Annotated in this window: 18 protein-coding genes; 5 read left to right on the top strand and 13 right to left on the bottom strand. The window is 73.9% G+C overall.

What is annotated here, in order from left to right; translation table 11 throughout:
• Positions 1-23: 23 nt before the first annotated feature.
• The 8 genes from RKD20_RS02395 to RKD20_RS02430 form a co-directional block, all read right to left on the bottom strand.
• On the bottom strand, positions 24-362 hold the full coding sequence (locus tag RKD20_RS02395; RefSeq protein ID WP_424876148.1) for an STAS domain-containing protein: 339 nt from the start codon (positions 360-362) through the stop codon (positions 24-26).
• Complete coding sequence (locus tag RKD20_RS02400) at positions 359-1,654, bottom strand: PP2C family protein-serine/threonine phosphatase (RefSeq protein ID WP_424876149.1); 1,296 nt, start codon at positions 1,652-1,654, stop codon at positions 359-361. Before RKD20_RS02400 ends, RKD20_RS02395 begins: the two co-directional genes overlap by 4 nt.
• 2 nt (positions 1,655-1,656) lie before the next feature.
• A complete protein-coding gene (locus RKD20_RS02405) occupies positions 1,657-2,457 on the bottom strand; it encodes an alpha/beta fold hydrolase (RefSeq protein ID WP_424876150.1) in 801 nt (266 codons plus the stop codon).
• Positions 2,458-2,514: 57 nt separating this feature from the next.
• Positions 2,515-4,074, bottom strand: a complete 1,560-nt coding sequence (locus RKD20_RS02410; protein WP_424876151.1) for an FAD-dependent oxidoreductase — start codon at positions 4,072-4,074, stop codon at positions 2,515-2,517.
• A gap of 79 nt (positions 4,075-4,153) precedes the next feature.
• Positions 4,154-4,426, bottom strand: coding sequence for a hypothetical protein (locus RKD20_RS02415; protein WP_424876152.1), 273 nt, complete (start codon positions 4,424-4,426; stop codon positions 4,154-4,156).
• Positions 4,427-5,067: 641 nt separating this feature from the next.
• On the bottom strand, positions 5,068-5,799 hold the full coding sequence (locus RKD20_RS02420) for a methyltransferase domain-containing protein (protein ID WP_424876153.1): 732 nt from the start codon (positions 5,797-5,799) through the stop codon (positions 5,068-5,070).
• Between the two features lie 55 nt (positions 5,800-5,854).
• Positions 5,855-7,048 (bottom strand): lycopene cyclase family protein, encoded by a 1,194-nt coding sequence (locus RKD20_RS02425; RefSeq protein ID WP_424876154.1) that lies wholly within the window; start codon positions 7,046-7,048, stop codon positions 5,855-5,857.
• Positions 7,049-7,190: 142 nt separating this feature from the next.
• Positions 7,191-7,778 (bottom strand): RNA polymerase sigma factor, encoded by a 588-nt coding sequence (locus tag RKD20_RS02430; RefSeq protein ID WP_424876155.1) that lies wholly within the window; start codon positions 7,776-7,778, stop codon positions 7,191-7,193.
• Between the two features lie 242 nt (positions 7,779-8,020).
• Here RKD20_RS02430 and RKD20_RS02435 point away from each other — a divergent pair, with 242 nt between their 5' ends.
• Genes RKD20_RS02435 through RKD20_RS02450 form a run of 4 tightly spaced genes read left to right on the top strand, consistent with a single transcriptional unit; the run spans position 8,021 to position 12,886 of the window.
• Positions 8,021-9,334: a polyprenyl synthetase family protein gene (locus RKD20_RS02435; RefSeq protein WP_424876156.1), complete on the top strand. Its 1,314-nt coding sequence runs from the start codon at positions 8,021-8,023 to the stop codon at positions 9,332-9,334.
• Positions 9,331-10,860: a phytoene desaturase family protein gene (crtI, locus tag RKD20_RS02440; protein WP_424876157.1), complete on the top strand. Its 1,530-nt coding sequence runs from the start codon at positions 9,331-9,333 to the stop codon at positions 10,858-10,860. Before RKD20_RS02435 ends, crtI begins: the two co-directional genes overlap by 4 nt.
• Positions 10,857-11,864 carry a phytoene/squalene synthase family protein gene (locus RKD20_RS02445; protein WP_424876158.1) on the top strand — a complete coding sequence of 336 codons (1,008 nt, stop codon included), beginning with the start codon at positions 10,857-10,859 and terminating at the stop codon, positions 11,862-11,864. The genes crtI and RKD20_RS02445 overlap by 4 nt, the downstream gene beginning before the upstream one ends.
• A complete protein-coding gene (locus RKD20_RS02450; RefSeq protein WP_424876159.1) occupies positions 11,861-12,886 on the top strand; it encodes a DUF5914 domain-containing protein in 1,026 nt (341 codons plus the stop codon). Before RKD20_RS02445 ends, RKD20_RS02450 begins: the two co-directional genes overlap by 4 nt.
• A 37-nt stretch (positions 12,887-12,923) precedes the next feature.
• On the opposite strand, the gene denD is transcribed toward RKD20_RS02450, so the two are convergent.
• A complete protein-coding gene (gene denD, locus RKD20_RS02455; protein ID WP_424876160.1) occupies positions 12,924-13,940 on the bottom strand; it encodes a D-erythronate dehydrogenase in 1,017 nt (338 codons plus the stop codon).
• Positions 13,941-14,240: 300 nt separating this feature from the next.
• Between denD and RKD20_RS02460 the strand changes: the two genes are divergently transcribed.
• Positions 14,241-15,167, top strand: a complete 927-nt coding sequence (locus tag RKD20_RS02460) for a hypothetical protein (protein WP_424876161.1) — start codon at positions 14,241-14,243, stop codon at positions 15,165-15,167.
• Between the two features lie 171 nt (positions 15,168-15,338).
• On the opposite strand, the gene RKD20_RS02465 is transcribed toward RKD20_RS02460, so the two are convergent.
• From RKD20_RS02465 to RKD20_RS02480, 4 genes are all read right to left on the bottom strand, one after another.
• A complete protein-coding gene (locus RKD20_RS02465; protein WP_424876162.1) occupies positions 15,339-16,217 on the bottom strand; it encodes an SDR family oxidoreductase in 879 nt (292 codons plus the stop codon).
• 67 nt (positions 16,218-16,284) lie between these two features.
• Positions 16,285-16,746 carry a hypothetical protein gene (locus tag RKD20_RS02470; protein ID WP_424876163.1) on the bottom strand — a complete coding sequence of 154 codons (462 nt, stop codon included), beginning with the start codon at positions 16,744-16,746 and terminating at the stop codon, positions 16,285-16,287.
• Between the two features lie 47 nt (positions 16,747-16,793).
• Positions 16,794-18,413, bottom strand: coding sequence for a phytoene desaturase family protein (locus RKD20_RS02475; protein ID WP_424876164.1), 1,620 nt, complete (start codon positions 18,411-18,413; stop codon positions 16,794-16,796).
• Positions 18,406-18,906: an SRPBCC family protein gene (locus RKD20_RS02480; protein WP_424876165.1), complete on the bottom strand. Its 501-nt coding sequence runs from the start codon at positions 18,904-18,906 to the stop codon at positions 18,406-18,408. The genes RKD20_RS02475 and RKD20_RS02480 overlap by 8 nt, the downstream gene beginning before the upstream one ends.
• Between the last annotated feature and the right edge of the window lie 197 nt (positions 18,907-19,103).

Raw genomic sequence — 19,103 nt, forward strand, 5'->3', positions numbered from 1 at the left:
CTCCCGGGCACCCGGAGCCCGGCTCAGGGACTTGTCGCGCTCTCGATGTCCGGATGCACGGTGAAGATCTGGTCCAGGCCGACGATGCGCAGGACTCTCAGTATGTTCGGCGGTACGGCCGCCAGGGCGACGTCCGCCGGGACGGCCTGCGCGTTGCTGCGCGCGGCGATCAGAGCCGTGATGCCGCTGGAGTCGCAGAATTCCAGCCCGCTCATGTCCAGGACCAGGCACCGGCCCGGCCGGAGGGCCAGGCCGTCGAGCACTTTGTGCAGTTCGGCGACGTTGGCGTAGTCGAGTTCGCCGGAGAGCTCCAGAACGGGACCGGTCGCGGCATCTCGGGCAGTGATCTTCAGCGGGCTCATCGTTCGTCTCTCGTCCGTGGGTCGGAGGCGGGGACACCGATGGCGAGCAGGGCGGTGTCGTCGTCGAGACCGTCACCGAAGCTGTCCAGGAGCCCGGTGAGGGCCTGGACGACGGCATGCGGTGGCTTGCCGGCGTGAGCGGTGACGAAGGCGAGCAACGCCTCGTCGCCGTAGAGACCCGCGCGGTCCTGGCCGGTGCGGGCTTCGGTGAGGCCGTCCGTGTAGAGAAGAAGCGTGTCGCCGGGGCCGAGCACGGTTGTGGCGTCGGTGAAGGGCGCTGAGGGCAGGATGCCGACGAGAAGGCCGCCGGGAGTGGGCAGGAAGTCGGCGGCGCCGTCCGCGCGCAGCACGATGGCCGGCGGGTGGCCGCCCGCGGCGAGGTGGACGGCCAGCCGCCCGGTCGCGGGGTCGGGTTCGAGGGTGCCGTAGACCGCGGTGCAGTAACGGGGGTCGCCGCTGCCGGCGTAGCGCTCGTGGAGCACCGTGTTGAGGGTGGTCAGGGCGGAGACGGGGTCGGGGTCGTGCAGGGCGGCGGCGCGCAGGGTGTAGCGGGTCAGCGAGGTGAGTGCGGCGGCCTGGGGCCCCTTCCCGCACACGTCGCCGAGGAAGAAGCCGAAGCGTCTGCCGTCGAGCGCGAAGACGTCGTAGAAGTCGCCGCCCAGCCGGTCGGGTGAGGCCGTGTGGTAGTGGGTGGCCGTCTGCACGCCGGGTACCGGCGGGAGGGTGTCCGGGAGCAGCGACTGCTGGAGCACGGCGAGCGCCTCCTGCAACCGGGCGCGGTCGGCCTCCGCCTGCCTGCGTGCTTCCTCGGCCGCTTCACGGCGGCGCAGGAGTTCCTCTTCGTAGGCGCGGCGGTCCCGGGCGTCGAAGACCGTGGTGCGGATCAGCAGGGGCTGCCCGGTGGTGCCGTGTTTGACGGCCGACGAGACCAGCACGGGTATCCGGCCGCCGCCGGACTGCTTCATCTCCAGCGCTATGCCGCTGATCTCGCTCTGCATGCGCAGCAGCGGGGCGAAATGGGTCTCGTGGTACAGCTTCCCGCCGACGGTCAGCAGGTCGGTGAACCGCTTCCGGCCGACCACCGCCTCCCGCTCCAGACCGAGCCAGTCCAGCAGGGTGCCGTTGATCTTCGCGATGGTGCCGTCCATCAGCGTGGAGAGATAACCGCAGGGGGCGTTCTCGTAGAGGTCCTCGGCACTGTCCTCCAGCAGTGCGGCGAACGCCGCGTCCGCGGTCCGGTCGGCATCGGCGTCGGCGTCCTGCGGGTCGGGCTGCTGGTCGGCGCGGCACATCATCACAGGCCCGCGAGGAAGTCGACGATCGCCTGGTTGGTGGCCTCGGGCGCGGACAGGTGCGGGCAGTGCCCGGTGGCGTCGAGCGTGACCAGGGTCGAGCCGGGAATCGCCTGGTGCACGAAGGCTCCGACCTCACGGGGGGCGATCACGTCCTGGGTGCATTCCAGCACCAGCGTCGGCACGCTCACGCCCTTGAGGTCGTCCCTGGAATCCGACAGGAACGTGGTCCGGGCGAAGACACGCGCCATGTCCGGGTCGGTGGCGCAGAAGCTGTTCCTGAGCTCGTCGCCCAGCTCGGGCCGATCGGCGTTGCCCATGATCACCGGGGCCATGGCCGCAGACCAGCCGAGGTAGTTCGCCTCCAGCGACGCCAGCAGTTCGTCGATGTCCTCGGCGCTGAACCCGCCTCGGTACCCCTCGTCGTCGATGTACCGCGGGGACGGAGCGACCATCACCAGCGCGCCGATCCGCTCCGGAGCCAGCCCGGCCGCCAGTACGCCGATCATCGCGCTGACCGAGTGCCCCACGAACACCGCGTCGCGCAGTCCGAGCGCCTCGCACACCTCGGCCACGTCACGGGCGTACCCGTCCAGAGAGGCGTACCGCTCCTCCGAGAACGCGGACGCGTCCGAGCGGCCCGAACCCACGTAGTCGAACAGCACGACGCGGTAGTCGTCGACCAGGGCGGGCACCGTCAGGCGCCACATGTTCTGGTCGCAGCCGAAGCCGTGCGCGAGCACCACCGTCGGTCCCTGCGGGTTGCCGGTGACGGTCACGTGGTTTCTGCTAGCGATGTCCATACCCGCCAGTCTCTCAAGTCGCATCCGCCCGTCCTGACACCCCCTCCGCCGGTCGTCTCAGGACCTCGCGCGTGCTCGAGCGCGACCGCCCGCCAGGGCCCGGAGCAGGCGGTTGCGGCCTCCGTTGGGCACGGTCCACAGCGGGTGTCCCCGCACCGCCCAGGACTGCAGGAGGGCGTTGGCGGCGAGGAAGCCGCTGGTTGCGGCGCGTTCCATCAGGGCGACCGGGAGGTCCGTGCGCACCAGGTCGCCTGCCAGCACCAGACCGGGCTGGGGGGTGCGTACGCCGGGACGGTCCCGGTATCCGCCGACGGGGAACAGGGGGCAGTCCCGGCGCCATTCGTGCCGGGCGTCGAGGACGCGCGCGTCGCGGGTCTCGGGGTAGACGGTCCGCAGCTGTGCGATCAGGTGCCGGGCCTCCGCGTCGGGGTCGGCGTTCTCCGGCAGCGCGTAGCCGTGGAGTTCGACCACGGAACCGCCGGTGCGGGCGGACCGTCGTGCGGCCTCCTGCTCCCAGCGTTCCAGGACGCTGACGTTGTCCAGCGAGCCGTATCCGGCCGTACCCAGGAACCCGGGCCGGCCGGCGTCTACGGGGCGGTCCAGCCAGAGCCTGGAGACGAGGAAGGGCGGGGCGGTGCGCAGCCGGCCGATCCGGTCACGCCAGGCCGCGTCGGCGAGCCGGGGCGAGCGGCCGACCAGGGAGCGCAGGCCGCCGGTGTCGAGGGCGAGGACGACGGTGTCGTACCGCCTCTCCTCGCGGTCCGTGGCGACGGTGAAGGCGCCGTCCGTGGTGGGCGAGACGTTCTCGACGGAGGTGGACAGGCGCAGGTCGACGCCGTGGCGGGTCAGGTGTTTCGCGAGGGGGTCCCACAGCGCTGTCGGGAAGGGGTCGTCGGGCACGTCGAAGAGAAGCCCCTCGGAGCTGCCGAGGAAGTAGATGTGGAACATCAGGACCATCTCGGCGGCCGAGAGGTCGCGGGGGTCGGCGAAGAAGCTGCGGGAGAAGACCTCGAAGGCCAGGTGACGTGCGGCCGGAGGGAAGCGCAGGGACTCGAGGAAGTCGTGCGCGCTGACATCGTCCAGTCGGTCGTAGACGTCCGGGACGCGGACGTCCAGCAGGGGAAGGGCGGCGGCGGGGCGCATGCGCACCAGGTCCCGCCAGCGGAAGGAGGGGCTCAGCGCGACGAAGCCGAGGGCGCTCAGTGGCGGCGTGCGCGGCACTCTGCGGAAACTGTCGTGCAGTCCGTCGCGGTGCCGCAGCGGGTAGTCGGGGAGGCCGGTGAGGCGCCCCTGAGGGGAATCGGTACGGCTCAGCAGGCTGCGCAGGTTGTAGTACTGGCGGAAGAAGGCGTGGAATCCGCGGCTCATGGTCGCGGTGGTGCCGTCCGACAGGGCGGTGGCCCAGCCGCCCACGCGGCCGCCGAGGTAGGCCTCGCGTTCGTAGAGCGTCACGTCGACGCCGCGCTCGGCGAGCGCCGTGGCGGCGGCGAGCCCGGCGATGCCACCACCGACGACGGCGGTGCTGCGCGCCCGCCCGCCGACCCGGGTCGCTCCGGGCGGCGGAGGCACGAACACGGCGTGGCGGTCCCGGCCGGGGGCCGCCGCCGCGGCGGTCACTGTCCGCTCCCGGCGGGCCACGGCCGACGCGGGCAGGAGGACGGCGCGGTGGTCCCGGCAGGCGCCGCCGTCGTCGCAGTCACTGTCCGCTCCCGACGGGTCGGGTGGCGCGGTGGGCCACGGCCGTGTGGGTGATGCCGGTCTGCCGGCCCACGAAGGTCGGTCCGGACGGCGTGGGCAGGAGCCCGGCATGCCGGTCCTGGCCGGAGCTCACCATGACAGCAGTCACTGCCTGCTTCCGGCGGGCCACGGCCGTGCAGGCCATGCCGGCCTGCCCACCGCTCGCCCTGGGCGGCGCGGGCAGGACGGCCGTGTGCCGGTCCCGGCCGGGCCCCGCAGCCGTCGCCGTCACTGTCCGCTCCCGGCGGGCCACGGCCGTGCACGTCAGGCGGGCCCGCCAACAGACAGCGCTCCCCCCGGCCGGCCCAGGCAGTAGGACGACGTGCCGGTCCTCGCCGGGGCCCGCCGTCGTCGCCGTCACCGTCTGCTCCCCGCCAGCCACAGCCGTGCACCTCACGCCGGTCCGCCCATTGACGCCGCTCTCCCCTGGCGGCCCAGGCAGTAGGACGACGTGCCGGTCCTCGCCGGGGCCCGCCGTCGTCGCCGTCACCGTCTGCTCCCCGCCAGCCACAGCCGTGCACCTCATGCCGGCCCGCCAACAGACAGCGCTCCCCCCGGCCGGCCCAGGCAGTAGGACGACGTGCCGGTCCTCACCGGGGCCCGCCGTCGTCGCCGTCACCGTCTGCTCCCCGCCAGCCACAGCCGTGCACCTCACGCCGGTCCGCCCATTGACGCCGCTCTCCCCTGGCGGCCCGGGCAGGAGAACGGCATGCCGACCCCGGCCGGGACCTCCAGTCCTCGCGGTCACCGGCCGCTCCCGGCGAGCCGCGGCCGTGCAGGACATACCGACCAGCCCACCCACCCAGCTCTCCCCGGACGGACCAGGCAGGAGAACGGCATGCCGACCGCGGCCGGGACCCCCCGTCGTCGCCGTCATCGTCCAACCCCGCCGGGCCGGGCGCCGCGGCGCGCCACGATCGTGTGGGTGATGCCGGTCTGCCAGCCGGGCAGGGGCAGGGCGCGTACGTGGTCGAATCCGCGGGTCCGGACGCGGTCCGTGAAGCGGTCGACGGTGTCGAAGTCGACGACGCTGCGCCAGAGATGGCGGTACAGATCGCCGTCGCCGAGGGCCGTGGCGACGGGCAGTACCAGGCCGCGGCACACGGCGCTCCAGACGGCACGTTCGAGCGGGCGCCCGCTGAGGGTGTACTCGTGCACGGCGAGCCGGCCGTGCGGGGGCAGCAGGTCGTGGACGGCGTCCAGCACGGCGTCGGGGTCGGCGACGTTGCGAAAGAGGTAGGCGGCGAACACCGCGTCGAAGGGCCCGTCCACGCCCGCCTCCGCGAGCGCCTCCGCGGGGGCGCACACGAACCTGACCCTGCCCTGCCACGACTTGGCCATGGCACGGTCCAGCATCCCGGCGGACGCGTCCACGGCCGTGATCTCGGCGCCGGGGAGCACGCGGGCGAGCGCGGCGGTGGAGGCGCCGGTCCCGCAGCCGAGGTCCAGGACGCGCAGCCCGGTGCCCGGGTGGGGCAGGCCGAGCCGGCGCGCCGAGCGGCGCAGATGGGCGTGGTAGCCGGGGTTGGCGGCCACGAGTGTGTCGTAACTGTGCGCCGCATGGTCGAATGCGGCGGCCAGGTCCGTGTCACGCAGCACGGTCACGCTGCCTCCTGGTACGGGTCGTAGGGAAGTCGGGGATCGCGGGCCGCACCGTGGGTCAGGGTCCGGGGAAGGGGCGCCGGGGAAGCCGGGGCACTTCCGCGGCGGCGCGCAGCATGGGCAGGACGGGGGTGCGCAGACCGATGGCGAGTTCTTCGTGGGGGCGGGTTCCGCCGTCCAGGAAGCGCAGGAGCCGGGTCATGGGGATCCTCGTGAACAGCCGCGCGAAGAAGTCCGCGCCGTCCACCAGGCCACTGTCCAGGGCGTGCAGCAGGACCGCGTCCATGGCGCGGGCGCGGGGCGGGTGGGGCGAGGGGGGCACGGGCCGCCGGCCTTGGCGCAGGGCCGCCGCGACGGCCGCGGTCTGGCGCTGCACGCCGGCGAAGGTGTAGCCGGTGGCGGGCCGAGTGGCTCCGCCGGCCGCCCCGATACGGAAGACCGACGCGCCCGTCTGCCGGGCGAACCTTGCGTCGGTCATCGGGATGACCCCGGTCTCGGTGGCGGTCACCTCGAAGTCGTCCAGGCCGAGCACGGTGGCGGTGTAGTGGTGGAGCGCCTTGTCGTACGCGTCCGGGGAGAGGACGGTCGGCGAGAACTCCGTGTACTCCACCAGGGCCTGGTCCGGGCGGGTGGGCAGGACGTAGCCGAAGGAGAGGCCCTTGGTGGGCTGGGGGGTACGCAGGTCCATGAACTCCACGCGGGCCGGGTCGAAGACCGGACTGCCGGTGCGGACGAACCAGCCGTGGAAGTGTTGGAGCAGCGTCGTACGGGCCGCGGGCAGGCTGCCCAGCGGCCGGGAGTCGAACACCCAGCGGGCCCGCACCGACTCGCGGTGCCCGTCCGCCGCGCGGGCGTCGATCCGCGCCCCCCGCGGGAGTCCTTCGACGCTCTCGACGGTCGCCTCGATGCGCCGGACCTGACCGCTCCGGTCGAGGTCGTGCTCGATCAGGGACTCGAAGTGGTCCGAATGGATCATCTTGTAGCGCAAGGGCGAGATGTCGTGCTCGATCGGCTCCCCCGTGGGCCGGTGGACGCGCAGGCGCTGCCACGACCGGGTGACCGCGGCGTCGTAGGGTCCGCAACCGCTCTCCCAGAAGCACCAGGTGCGCCGGGGCGGACGCAACGGTCCGGGCGGGGCGTCCACGAGGACGACGGACGGGCGCCGCGCGCCGGGGGCGGGGCGGGAGAGGCGATGGGCCAGGGACAGCCCCGCGGCCCCCGCTCCGATGATGGCGACGTCCGCCTCGTGCATGTCCGGGTCACTCCCTCCGCGCCTTCGCCGTGCCCTGCGGCGACATTCCGGTCGCAGTACCCGTCCGGATGCGGATGTCACCTGCTCGGTGCCGCGGGTGGCGCCGGTCGTGAGGACGATGTGCATCGGTTCCGCGTCGTTGTCACGCGGCGCACTCGACCAGATCGTCCCGGCGGAGGCGGCCGGCGAGGCGGCGCAGGCCCCGGCGCGCGTGGCTCTTGACCGTGCCCAGCGGCCAGCCGGTGAGTTCGGCGATCTGGGTCTGGGTGAGGTCGTCGTAGAAGGCGAGGTTGAGCACGCGGCGCTGCGGTGCCGGAAGCTGTGACATCTCGTCGGCGAGCAGGACACGGTCGAGGGCGGCCTCCGGGAGCACGGTCTCGTCCTCGGCCCGCAGGAGCAGCTGGGCGCCCGCGGCGGCGACGAGTTCGTTGCGCCGGGTGCGGGCGGCGAGCGCGTCGGCGATCTTCCGGCGGGCGATGCCCGTGAGCCAGCCGGGCAGGGTGCCGCGGTCCGGGGCGAATCCGGCGCGGCCCCGCCACGCGGCGAGGAACACCAGCTGGGTGATGTCCTCCGCTTCCCTCGCGTCCCCGAGGGAGCGCCTGGCGAGGGCGTGCACGAGCGGACCCCACCGATGGTGAACGGCCGTGAGGCAGGCCTCGTCCCCCTTGAGGAACCCGGCCACGAGATCGCTGTCGTCGATGTCTCCGCCGGTTCGCGGTGCGGTCGTCATCGTCACTCCTCCGCTGAGCCTGGTGGTCGCCGAGAGCGACCGCAGCCCTTCCACCGTGCGGATTCCACGCAGGGGTGGCAACTTGCATCGACTTCGCATCGAATTGACCCAGGAGGGGTGGGACACGCACCCGCGGGATCCATTCCTCACCGTGCCGCCCCGCATCCGTCTCCGCCACCCGAGGCGAACCGGTCATGACGACACCAGTTCTGATCACGAGGACCTCGACGAGGGGAACCGGCATGAGCTCCACCGTGGCAAAGGACCACCGCGCGGACCGGAGTCCGTGCGCGCACCCGACCGCCGAGCAGGTCTCCCCCGCTCCCGCCCGCCGGACGGCCGAGGGGACCGACCGCGGCCGGGGCGATCATCAACGCGCCTCCCCGCCGGGCACCCGTTCGGCGTACGGCGACGATCCGCGCGCCGTGGACGCGGACGTGACCCACGCCGTGCGCACCGTGCTCGGCGACCTGCTCGACCAGCACCTGGCCGCGGCCGAGACCGTCGACCCGCTCTTCGCCGAGGACCTGGCCGCACGGGTCGCCGGCTTCACGCGGAGCGGCGGCCGCCTCGGCCGCGCCCGCTTCGTGTGGTGGGCGCTGCGGGCCTGCGGCGGCGCCGAGCCCTGGCGGACACACGCCGCGCTGCGGATCGGAGCCGCCCTGGAGCTCATCCAGACCTGTGCCCTGGTCCATGACGACGTGATGGACGACGCGCGACTGCGCCGCGGACGGCCGTCGTTGCACGTCGACGTGGCGGCCCAGTACGCGGGTGCGTGCGACGCGCGGCGCGCCGGGCACCTCGGGGAGGCCGCCGCGATCCTCGCCGGTGACCTGGCCCTGGCCTGGGCGGACGACGTGGTGGCGGACACCGAGATGCCGCGTCCCACCGCGCGGCGGGTCCGGGACCTGTGGAGTGCCCTGCGCACGGAGATGGTGGCCGGGCAGTACCTGGACGTGCAGGGTGCGGCCACCTCGGCGCGTTCTCCGGCCCGGGCGATCCGCGCCGCCCGCCTCAAGAGCGCCCGGTACTCCGTGGAACGCCCGCTCGCGCTGGGGGCGGCGCTGGCCGACGCCGGGCCGGCGGCCACCCGGGCCCTGTGCTCGGCGGGCGGCTGCGTCGGGCTGGCCTTCCAGCTGCGCGACGACCTCCTCGACGCCTTCGGGGACCCGCGCGACACCGGCAAGCCCGCGGGCGGTGACATCCGCGGCGGCAAACCCACGTACCTCGCCGCCGTCGCACAGGCGCGGACGGACGCCTCGGGCGACCGGCGCGCCCAGGACCTGCTGCGCGACACACTCGGCCGTACGGACGCCTCCGACGCCGAAGTCGCAGCGGTGCGCGAGGTGTTCGTGTCCACCGGCGCGCGCGACACCGTGGAGGAGAAGATCCACCGGCTGGTGGTCCAGGGACTGCGCCACCTGGACACGGCGGCCCTCGAACCCGAGCCCACGAGGCAGTTGCGCATACTGCTGCGCTCCGCGAGCGGCGTGGCCTCCGACGCCGCTCCCGTCTCCCGGGCCGTAGCGACCGCCGACAAGGGGGCCGGCCGATGAGCCGTACCGTTCCCGGGCGCACCGATCATGTGGTGGTCGTCGGCGCAGGCCTGTCCGGACTGGCGGCCGCCCTGCATCTGCTGGGCGCCGGACGCCGGGTGACCGTGGTGGAACGCGAGGCGTCACCCGGTGGGCGTGCCGGGCGGACGGTCCGCGGCGGCTACCACCTCGACACCGGGCCCACGGTCCTGACCATGCCCCACCTGGCGGACGAGGCGTTCGCCGCCGTGGGCGACAGCCTGGACGCCCGCGTCGAGCTGGTGCCGCTGCACCCGGCCTACCGGGCCCGGTTCGCCGACGGCAGCACCTTGGACGTCCACACCGGCGCCGAGGCGATGGAGGCGGAGATCGAGCGCTTCGCCGGGGCCCGCGAAGCGGCCGGATACCGTCGGCTGCGCGCCTGGCTGGAGCGGCTCTACCGGGTGCAGATGCGGCGCTTCATCGACGCCGACTTCGACTCGCCCCTGCAGCTGCTCCATCCCGACCTCGCACGCCTGGCCGCCCTCGGCGGGTTCGGGCGTCTGGACGCGCGCATCGGACGGTTCCTGCACGACGAGCGGCTGCGGCGCGTCTTCTCCTTCCAGTCCCTGTACGCGGGTGTGGCACCGGAACGCGCCCTGGCCGCGTACGCCGTCATCGCGTACATGGACACGGTGGCGGGCGTCTGGTTCCCGCGCGGCGGCATGCACGCCCTGCCCCGGGCGATGGCCGACGCCGCCGCGGACGCGGGGGCCGACCTGCGCTTCGGGCAGCCGGTCACGCGCCTGGAACGCTCCGGGGAACGGATCACGGCCGTGGTCACCGGCACCGGCCGGATCGCCTGCGACGCCGTCGTCCTCACCCCCGACCTGCCCGTCACCTACCGGCTGCTGGGCCGCGCCCCGAGGCGGCCGCTGGGACTGCGGTTCTCGCCGTCCGCCGTGATCCTGCACGTCGGCACCGACCGCACCTGGCCCGGGCTGGCCCACCACACCCTCTCGTTCGGCGCGGCATGGCGGCGGACGTTCCGCGAACTCACCGAGAGCGGCAGCCTGATGAGCGACCCGTCCCTCCTCGTCACCCGCCCCACCGCCACCGATCCGGGCCTCGCCCCGCCCGGACGCCACCTGCACTACATCCTCGCCCCCTGCCCGAACACCTCCCTCGGCCCCGACGCGGCCGACTGGGGCGAACTGGGCCCGCGCTACCGCGACAGCCTGCTCACGGAACTGGAGCGGCGCGGCCTGGACGGCCTCGCCGCCGCCGTCGAGGAGGAGTGCCTGGTCACTCCGGCCGACTGGCAGGCCCAGGGACATGCGGCCGGCTCGCCCTTCTCCGCCGCCCACACCTTCGCGCAGACCGGACCGTTCCGGCCGCGCAACCTCGTGCGCGGCACGGTCAACGCCGTGCTCGCCGGGTGCGGCACCACCCCTGGCGTCGGCGTGCCGACCGTCCTGCTGTCGGGCAAGCTCGCCGCGGCCCGCATCACCGGCGGTGCCCGGCCCCGCCCAGCTGTACATGCATCCCGGGAACGGAGGCCGGTATGACCGACCGTGAACTCGACGCGGCCGGCGTCACCGACCCGGCGCTGCGGCAGGCGTACACCCGCTGTAGGCGGCTGAACGCCCGGCACGGCAAGACGTACTTCCTCGCCACCCGACTCCTCCCGGTGGCCCGCCGCCCGGCCGTGCACGCCCTGTACGGGTTCGCCCGCTGGGCCGACGACATCGTCGACACGCTCGACGGTACGACCACCACCGCCGAGCGGGCCGAACAACTGACCCTGCTCCAGCACCAGTTGGAGGCGGGACTGCGCACCGGCGACAGCGCCGTACCGGTCGTCCGCGCCCTGGCCGACACCGCGCTGCGCTACGCCATCGACCACCGCCACTTCATCGACTTCATGACCGCGATGCGCGCCGACCTGGACGTCACGGGCTATGCCACCTACGCAGACCTGCGCACGTACACCTACGGTTCGGCGGAGGTGATCGGCCTGCAGATGCTGCCGGTGCTCGGCACGGTCGTCCCGCGCGAGGAGGCCGCTCCGCACGCGGCGGCCCTGGGTGTGGCGTTCCAGCTGACCAACTTCCTGCGGGACGTGGGCGAGGACCTCGACCGCGGCCGTGTCTATCTGCCCGCCGACCTGCTGGCCGCACACGGCGTCGACCGGCGGTTGCTGCGCTGGAGCCGGGACACCGGACGCCCCGACCGCCGGATCACCGCGGCCCTGCGGGAGTTCGAGCGGCTGACGCGCGCGCTCTACCGTGCGGCCGCCCCGGGGGTGGCCATGCTCGACCCGGTCTCGCGCCCGTGCATCCGCGCCGCGTTCGTCCTGTACGGCGCCATCCTGGACGCGGTCGCCGCCGACGGGTACCGCTCGGTGCAGCGCCGAGCCGTGGTGCCGGGACACCGCCGTGCCGTCGTGGCCCTCGACGGCCTGGTCCGGGTGGCCGCGGCGCGGTTGCGGCACGGGACGGCCGACGACCGGGCAGCCCCCTCGCCGGGCCCGGTCACTGACACGTCATCACCCTTGCGGAGGATCGCATGAAGCCACGGCGACCTGCGGGCCGTGCCCGCTACCCGCTGTCCCTGCGGCGCCGCCCGGTGCGGTGGGACAAGCAGCAACCGACCTGGCGGCAGGCCCGGCCCGCTCTGATCGCCGAGGCGCTGAAACGGGCCCAGGCCCGACCGTCCGGCAACTGGTACGTCGTCGGTGCGAGCCGGGACGTTCGCGCCGACCGACCGCTGTCCGCCACGGTGGCCGGTCAGGAACTGGTGGTGTGGCGCACCGCCGACGGGCGGCCGGTGGCGGGCCCCGGCAGCTGCCCGCACCTGGGAGCACCGCTCGCCGACAGTCCGGTGCGCTGCGGGATCCTGGTCTGCCACTGGCACGGACTGGCCCTGGACGGCGGGCCGTTCGCCGGCTGGGAGCCGCTGCCCGTGCACGACGACGGCGTGCTGATGTGGCTCCGCCTGGACCAGGTGGGCGGTGAACCGCCGACCCGGGCGCCGGTCGTCCCGCCCCGGCCACAGTTGTCGCGCTCCGTCGCCGCCGTGTGCACCGGGGTGGGGATCTGCGAGCCGGAGGACGTGATGGCGAACCGGCTGGACCCCTGGCACGGGGCCTGGTTCCACCCGTACTCGTTCGTCGACCTGACCGTGGTCGACACTCCCGACGCGGAGCCCGACGCGGAGGGGGCGGGCGAGGACGGGTTCACCGTGGACGTCTCCTTCAAGGTCGCCGGGCGGTTCGTCGTGCCGGTGCGCGCCGTCTTCACCACGCCCGGACCGCGGACGGTGCTCATGCGCATCACCGAGGGCGAGGGCCGGGGCTCCGTGGTCGAGACGCACGCGACCCCGCTCGGTCCGGACGAGCTGGGCCGGCCGCGCACCGCCGTCGTCGAGGCGGTCGTGGCCTCCTCCGCGCGTCCCGGCTTCGCCGCGGCCCGCGCCGCGGCCCCCGTGGTGCGCCGCCTGATGGCGGCGGGAGCGGCTCGGCTGTGGCGCGACGACCTCGCCTACGCCGAACGTCGCTGGCTGCTGCGGTCCACGGGACGCTTCCCCGGCTGACCGAACCCCCGGGACTCTCAGGACCGGGTGGCGCGGTTCAGTGGATCGGGGCGGCGACGGCGTCGGGGTGCTCGGTGAGGTAGTCCATGAGCACCGACCGGAAGCTCGGGTCGGGGACGAGTCCCAGTGCGGCGGCGCGACGGTGGTCGAAGACGGCCGGCCATGAGCCGACGATCGCCTCGACAGCCGGGTCGGGAGCGACGGTGACCCGGTCGGCGACCGTGTCACCGGCCACCTCTCGCAGGGTCGCGAGCATGTCGGCGACCGAGACGGTCAGGCCGGGCAGATTGACCGGCAGCGGGCCCTCCAGACGGCCCGGTCCGGTGCCTCGTTCGGCCTCGGCGACACGGAGGATTCCCGCCAGGGTGCGCCGGGGTGAGGAGAGGGCCACTTCCAGAGCGGGATCGACCGGGCAGACGGCGGGCAGGCCCGCGAGCGGTTCGCGGACGATGCCGGACAGGAAGCCGGAGGCGGCCGCGTTGGGCTTTCCCGGACGTACCGCCACCGTCATCAGCCGGGCGACCCGCCCGTCGACGAAGCCACGTCGGGTGCAGTCCGCGATCAGCTGCTCGCACATCAGCTTCTGGGTGCCGTAACTCGACCGCGGGACCGCCGGCGTCGTCTCGCTGACCGCCGCCGGCAGAGGCACGGCCGGGTCGGAGCCGTAGACGGCGACACTGCCGGCGAACAGCATCCGGAGCACCGGCCCGCCCGCCCCGGACTGTGCCCGAGCCGCCTCCAGCACTGCGCGCGTGACGTCCACGTTGGCGCGCATCCCGAGGTCGAAGTCGGCCTCGCACTCGGCCGACACCGCGGCGGCGAGATGGAAGAGCACGTCCACCGGCTCGGCGAAGACCACGTCCAGGTGCTCGAGCAGTTCCCCGTGCACCACCTGGACCGGCGTCCCCGCACCGTGCGGCTCGTCGGGCGGCGCCACGCGGTCGACCAGCACCAGACGGCCGATCGGCGCACCGCCGAAGGCCCCCGCCCGCAGCAAGGCGTCGGCCAGCAGTCGCCCGAGGAACCCGGACGCACCCGTCACGACGATTCTCATCTGTTCGTCTCCTCCGGAGGCGGCTTTGCCCCATCGGTCGTACGGCGTGACCGAGGGCGACCCCGGCCGATCCTTCACGTGATATCAGGGCAGAACACGCAAGCCAGGGCGCCTTTGCGTGCCGAACTCGTGAAAGATTGACGGCGGTTGTGAAGAGGGACAAGAATGCGCTCGCTCGCTGTGACTGAAGTGAGCAAGGTGACACGAGTGGCTCCGCCACGGCTTGCATTTCCCACTCTCCGCCTGCCGCGCCTGCTCGCGTCCGCCACCTCCCACATTCTCGAACCACTAGGGCATATCTTGACGCGCCTCTCACGCTCCAGAACGTCGGCCGCCATTGCCGCAACCGCCTTCATCGCCACGGCCACTCCCCTGTTCGGGGCCGCCACCGCCAGCGCCACCCCCGCGGGCGGCTGCCAGACGGCCACGGTCCAGTACCGTCTCGTCGACTCCGCCGGAAAGCCGGTCGATGCCGACTGGACCTCTCAGGGCGGCTTCCACCAGTGGTCCGCCGCCCCCGGCACCGTCGAGGTCCGGCTGGCGCCGGGGCAGACCGTCGGCGAGGGCTGCAAGTACCCGGTCTCGCTGGCCGAATACACCACCGAGGGCCCCAACTGGTACACCTCCGGTCTCCAGACACTCGTCGACCATGCCACGGTCCACCTCAGCGCCAAGGACCTTCCCGGCGCCGACGAGGCCAAGCAGACCTGGCAGAAGCTCACGGTCAAGACCCCGGACTGCTACGGGCAGATCGACCTGTACGGCGACGACGTCATCTACGACGGCGGGTCGGGAGAGGGTCACGGACCCGCGCCGTACCAGCCTGACAACGTCGTCACGCCGTACCACCTGATCGCCGCGTGGAACGGCGGCGACAAGTCGTGCACCCCCGACCAGCCCAACTCCCCCACGCCTCCGCCCTCCCCGTCCACGCCGGACAGCCCGAGCAGCCCGCCCGCCAGCCAGCCGCCTGCGGACGAGACCACTCCCCCGGCCACGTCCACGACCCCGCCCCCCACCTCCAGCACTCCGCCCACCACGCCGGACGTCCCTCCGATGGAGTCGACGCCCCCCACCGGCCCGGCGCCCTCGCCCAGCGAGAGCACCCCGCCGCTGGCCGAGACCGGCTCCAGCGCGCCGGTCGGCCTGATAGCCGGCGGCGCGGCCGCGGTGATCGCCCTCGGTGCCGCCGCTCTCTACGGCACCCGCCGCGCACGGCGTTCGTGACCAGGACCGCCGCTGACACCGCCACGCGGTGAGGCACCCGGCGGTTTCGCCCCGGACACCGGATACCGGCCACCCGGTCGGCCAAGGGCCCGGGGCGGGACCGTCGTTGCGGCGCAACGGGCGGGCGAACGGTCACGGGGAGCCAGGCCCTCGCCGCGGCCTCGTGCCGGTTCAGTGCTCGCGACGTGAGCCGCGGTCTGCCAGGCCGCCGGCGCCGAGTGGTCCCGTGTACTCGAGGGACTGTTCGGCCTCCAGGCGGGACAGCGCCCGACGCGACACGCGCAGCACCAGGGGCGGCAGGGCCGCGCGCACCGGTTGGGTCAGGCGCAGCCAGGCCGGCGCGTACACGGCCGTACGGCGCCGCTCCAGGCCCCGGACCAGGCGGGCGGCGACCGTTTCGACGGGATACACGCGGCGGGCGGGCGCGGGCATGCGGACGCGCAGTTCCCGCAGGACGGCGTGCCGGTCGGCGTCGCGGATCATGTCGGTGTCCGTCCAGTTCAGGTAGCCGATGCCCACGCCGACGCCCCGGTGCGCCACCTCTGCCCGCAGGGAGTGCGCGAAGGCCTCAGCCCCCGCCTTGGAGGCGCAGTACGCGCTCATCAGCGGGGCCGCGCCGATCGACGCGAGCGAGGCGATCTGGAGGAAGTACCCCGCCGTGTCGAGAAGGTCCGGCAGGAACGCCCGGGCCGTGTGGGCGCTGCCGGTGAGATTGACGTCGACGACGCGGCTCCAGGCGCCCGGCGACGAGGTGAGGAACGGGCCGCCTTCGGCCACGCCCGCGTTGGCCACCACGGCCGAGGGGGGTCCGAGGCGGCCCCGCACGGTACCGGCCGCGGCGGCCAGCGCGTCCGGGTCGGTGACGTCGACCTCGACGGCCAGGGCTCGTCCCGGCAGGGACGCGGCCACCGCTTCCAGGAGGGCCTTCTCGTGGCCCAGCAGCGCCACCCGGGCCCCGCGCCGGGCGATCTCGCGGGCCATGGCCGCGCCCAGGCCGCGGGCGGCTCCGGTGACGACCACCGTCCGACCGTCGAGCGGACTACTGCGCACGGACCGGCCCTCCTTTCGTGGAGCGGGCACTTCGTCAGCCGCGTCCCCGCTCCGGGAACGCCCGGGCTCAGCTCTCGCGGACCGGCGGGCGCGCGGCGTGGTCGGGGTGACCGGGAGTGCGGCGCTCCTCCTTCATCTCCGCCTCGTACAAGTGGTCACGGCCACGCGCGAGTTCCTGCACCGCGCTCGTCTCCAGCCGCTGGAAGGGCCGGTAGTAGGTGGCGTTGTAGGCCTCGACGATCTGGAACGTCCAGTGCCCGGGGATGACATTGCGCCCGAGGATCTCCGAACGGACCTTCGCGGCCCATTCGGGGTGACCCGCCTCCTCCAACAGCCGTACGGCACGGTCGAGTTGCAGGTCGGCGGTGCCGGTCAGCTGGTGGAAGTCGTACAGCCGGCCCCGGGCCCGCTCGGTCGTCTCCAGTGCCTTGGAGAGTGCCCCGAGAGCTTCGACGGTCCTGTCGTCGACCCCTGCGGGGCGCCGATGGTCGCGGTCTGGGCCGCCGAGGGCCTCCTCGTGTGGGTTCACTGGTCCTCCTCGACAGATACGGCCGCCCCGGCGGGCGGCGCCGTGGGTCAGCGTCTGCTTCCGGTGCGGTCGCGGCGGGTCAGGAGCCGTTGGGCGCGGGCCAGCCCGGGGGGCCGGTGTCGGTGCAGGGCTGCCCGCGCGGCGTTGGCGCCCGGCGCTCCGTGCACGCCGCCGCCCGGGTGGGCGCCGGAGGAGGCCAGGAAGAGCCCGGGGACGGGAGTCTCCGGGCGGCCGGTGCCGGGCACGGGGCGGAAGACGAGCTGCTGGTGGAGGGCGGTGGTGCCGCCGTTGATGGCGCCGCCGCTCAGGTTGGCGTCCAGGGCCTGGAGGGTCGGGGGCGCCAGGATGCGGCGGCCGCGGATCAGGCCGCGGAATCCGGGCGCGAACCGTTCCACCTGCTGTTCGACCCGGTCGGCCATGAGCTCCTGGTCCTTGGTGTCCCAGTCGCCGGTGATGCCCTCGTCCGCGGCGTCGGCCCCGATCTCGTGGGGGACGTGGGTGTAGGCCCAGGCTGATTCCGTGCCCTGCGGGGAGCGGGTGGCGTCGGCGGTGGTCATCTGCCCGAACAGCAGGAAGGGGCGGTCCGGGACCTGCCGCATGGCCAGCTGCGCGGCGAACCGCGTGAGCTCGTCGACGCCGTCGGCGAGGTGGACCGTACCGGCCCGGGACGCCTGCTCGGCCTGCCAGGGCACCGGGCCGTCGAGCGCCCAGTCGACCTTGAACGTGGCGAAGTCCCACTGGAACCGGCGCAGGTCCTCAAGAAGCTGCGAGGGCAGGTGCTCGGGGGCGACGAGGCTCCCGTACAGCGCGGGTACCGACACGTCCGCCAGCACCGCCCGGCGGGCCGGAACCGCGTCGCCGGCCGCCGTACGGACGCCGACGGCCCGGCCGCCGCGGACGACTACCTCCTCGACGCGCTGTCCGCAGCGCACCTGGCCGCCCCGGGCCCGCAGACGGCGGGCCAGGGCCTGCGTCAGGGCGCCGGAGCCGCCGACGGGGACGGGGAAGCCGTACGTCTGCCCCAGCATGGCCATCAGCCAGCCGAAGCCGCCGCTGCCGGCCGATTCGGGGGCGAGGTCGGCGTGCAGGGCGTTTCCCGCAAGCAGCAGCCGGCCGCCCTGCCCGCGGAACTCCTCCTCCCCCAGCCGCCGTACCGGAAGGACCAGGGTCCGGGCCATCCGCAGCCCGCCCGCGGCCCGCAGCCGCCACGCCAGGCGGGCCGAGGCGCGGACCGGCGGGAAGGGGGTGAACAGGGCGTCCAGGAGGTCGGGGCCCAGGCTCAGCCACACGTCGTGCAGCCGCCGCCAAGCGTCCCCGTCGCCCGGCGCGAAGGCGTCGAGGGACTGGGCGGTGGTGTCGAGATCGCGGTCCAGCAGGGCGCAGCTGCCGTCGGTGAGGGGGTGCGCGAGCACGCTCGGCGCGTTGCTCCACCGCAGTCCGTGGTCCTCCAGGCGCAGTGCGTCCAGGACCGGGGAGGCGGCCGCGAGCGGGTAGAAGGAGCTGAAGAGATCGTTGACGAAGGCGGGGTCGACCCCGTGGTCGTGGCGCACCGCGCCGCCCGGCTCCGGCTGTTCCTCCAGGACGTCGACGCTCCAGCCGGCGTCCGCCAGCACGTTGGCGGCGACCAGACCGTTGGGTCCCGCGCCGATCACCACTGCGTCAGGCATGGCCTGCTCCCTCCACGCCCGGTACCGCCGAAGGGACGGGTGCCAGGTGCGGGGCGTCGGGGGCCGTGCTCTCGCACAGCCTGGCCAGTCGGGCGAGCATGGTGCGGTGGCGCAGCTGGATCAGCGCGTCGAAGCCGACGTTGTGCAGCCGGCCGCCGGCTCCCTGCAAGGGGTGCTCGTCGACGATGACCAGGCAGTGTTCGCCCCACGGCCGCAGTTCGACGGCGATGCGGGCCGTGCCCAGCACGCCGGCGTGGGCTTCCAGCTCCAGAGCGACGCCTTCCTCGCATAGGCGTACGACCGTCTCGTTCTCCAGTCGCAGCGGACCGAGCCGGACCTGGAAACGGATCGCGGCGTCCTTGTGCGGCCACTGCCCCCGGACCGGCTCGGACCGCGCGGTCCCCACCACCCACTCGGCGTAGCGGTGACCGTCGGCGAGGACGTCCCACACGGCACTGGGACTGACTCGGATCAGACGATGGCGACGGGCCATGGACACCTCCAGGACTTGCGTACAGAGAACTTCGGTCGTGATCCCCCGGCCGGATGCACCGGTTCCGGCCCGGCCTTCCCGGTCCACGCTGCCGCGCGGTCACCGTTGGTCTCGCGTCATGTCCGGTCCTCCCGTAGGGTCACGGTGCCGCCAGGCAGAAGGGCCTTACGGCCGGGTCGCCGGTCGACCGATGAGGA

The sequence above is a fragment of the Streptomyces sp. SLBN-8D4 genome (assembly GCF_049739545.1).
GTDB lineage: Bacteria > Actinomycetota > Actinomycetes > Streptomycetales > Streptomycetaceae > Streptomyces > Streptomyces canus_C.

Bases quoted from the DNA above. Each gene is read 5' to 3' on its own strand.
- RKD20_RS02450 (WP_424876159.1), top strand. From the start codon at position 11,861: ATGAAGCCACGGCGACCTGCGGGCCGTGCCCGCTACCCGCTGTCCCTG.
- RKD20_RS02475 (WP_424876164.1), bottom strand. From the start codon at position 18,413: ATGCCTGACGCAGTGGTGATCGGCGCGGGACCCAACGGTCTGGTCGCC.
- crtI (WP_424876157.1), top strand. From the start codon at position 9,331: ATGAGCCGTACCGTTCCCGGGCGCACCGATCATGTGGTGGTCGTCGGC.
- RKD20_RS02400 (WP_424876149.1), bottom strand. From the start codon at position 1,654: ATGTGCCGCGCCGACCAGCAGCCCGACCCGCAGGACGCCGACGCCGAT.
- denD (WP_424876160.1), bottom strand. From the start codon at position 13,940: ATGAGAATCGTCGTGACGGGTGCGTCCGGGTTCCTCGGGCGACTGCTG.
- RKD20_RS02480 (WP_424876165.1), bottom strand. From the start codon at position 18,906: ATGGCCCGTCGCCATCGTCTGATCCGAGTCAGTCCCAGTGCCGTGTGG.
- RKD20_RS02445 (WP_424876158.1), top strand. From the start codon at position 10,857: ATGACCGACCGTGAACTCGACGCGGCCGGCGTCACCGACCCGGCGCTG.
- RKD20_RS02395 (WP_424876148.1), bottom strand. From the start codon at position 362: ATGAGCCCGCTGAAGATCACTGCCCGAGATGCCGCGACCGGTCCCGTT.
- RKD20_RS02435 (WP_424876156.1), top strand. From the start codon at position 8,021: ATGAGCTCCACCGTGGCAAAGGACCACCGCGCGGACCGGAGTCCGTGC.
- RKD20_RS02430 (WP_424876155.1), bottom strand. From the start codon at position 7,778: ATGACGACCGCACCGCGAACCGGCGGAGACATCGACGACAGCGATCTC.
- RKD20_RS02425 (WP_424876154.1), bottom strand. From the start codon at position 7,048: ATGCACGAGGCGGACGTCGCCATCATCGGAGCGGGGGCCGCGGGGCTG.
- RKD20_RS02405 (WP_424876150.1), bottom strand. From the start codon at position 2,457: ATGGACATCGCTAGCAGAAACCACGTGACCGTCACCGGCAACCCGCAG.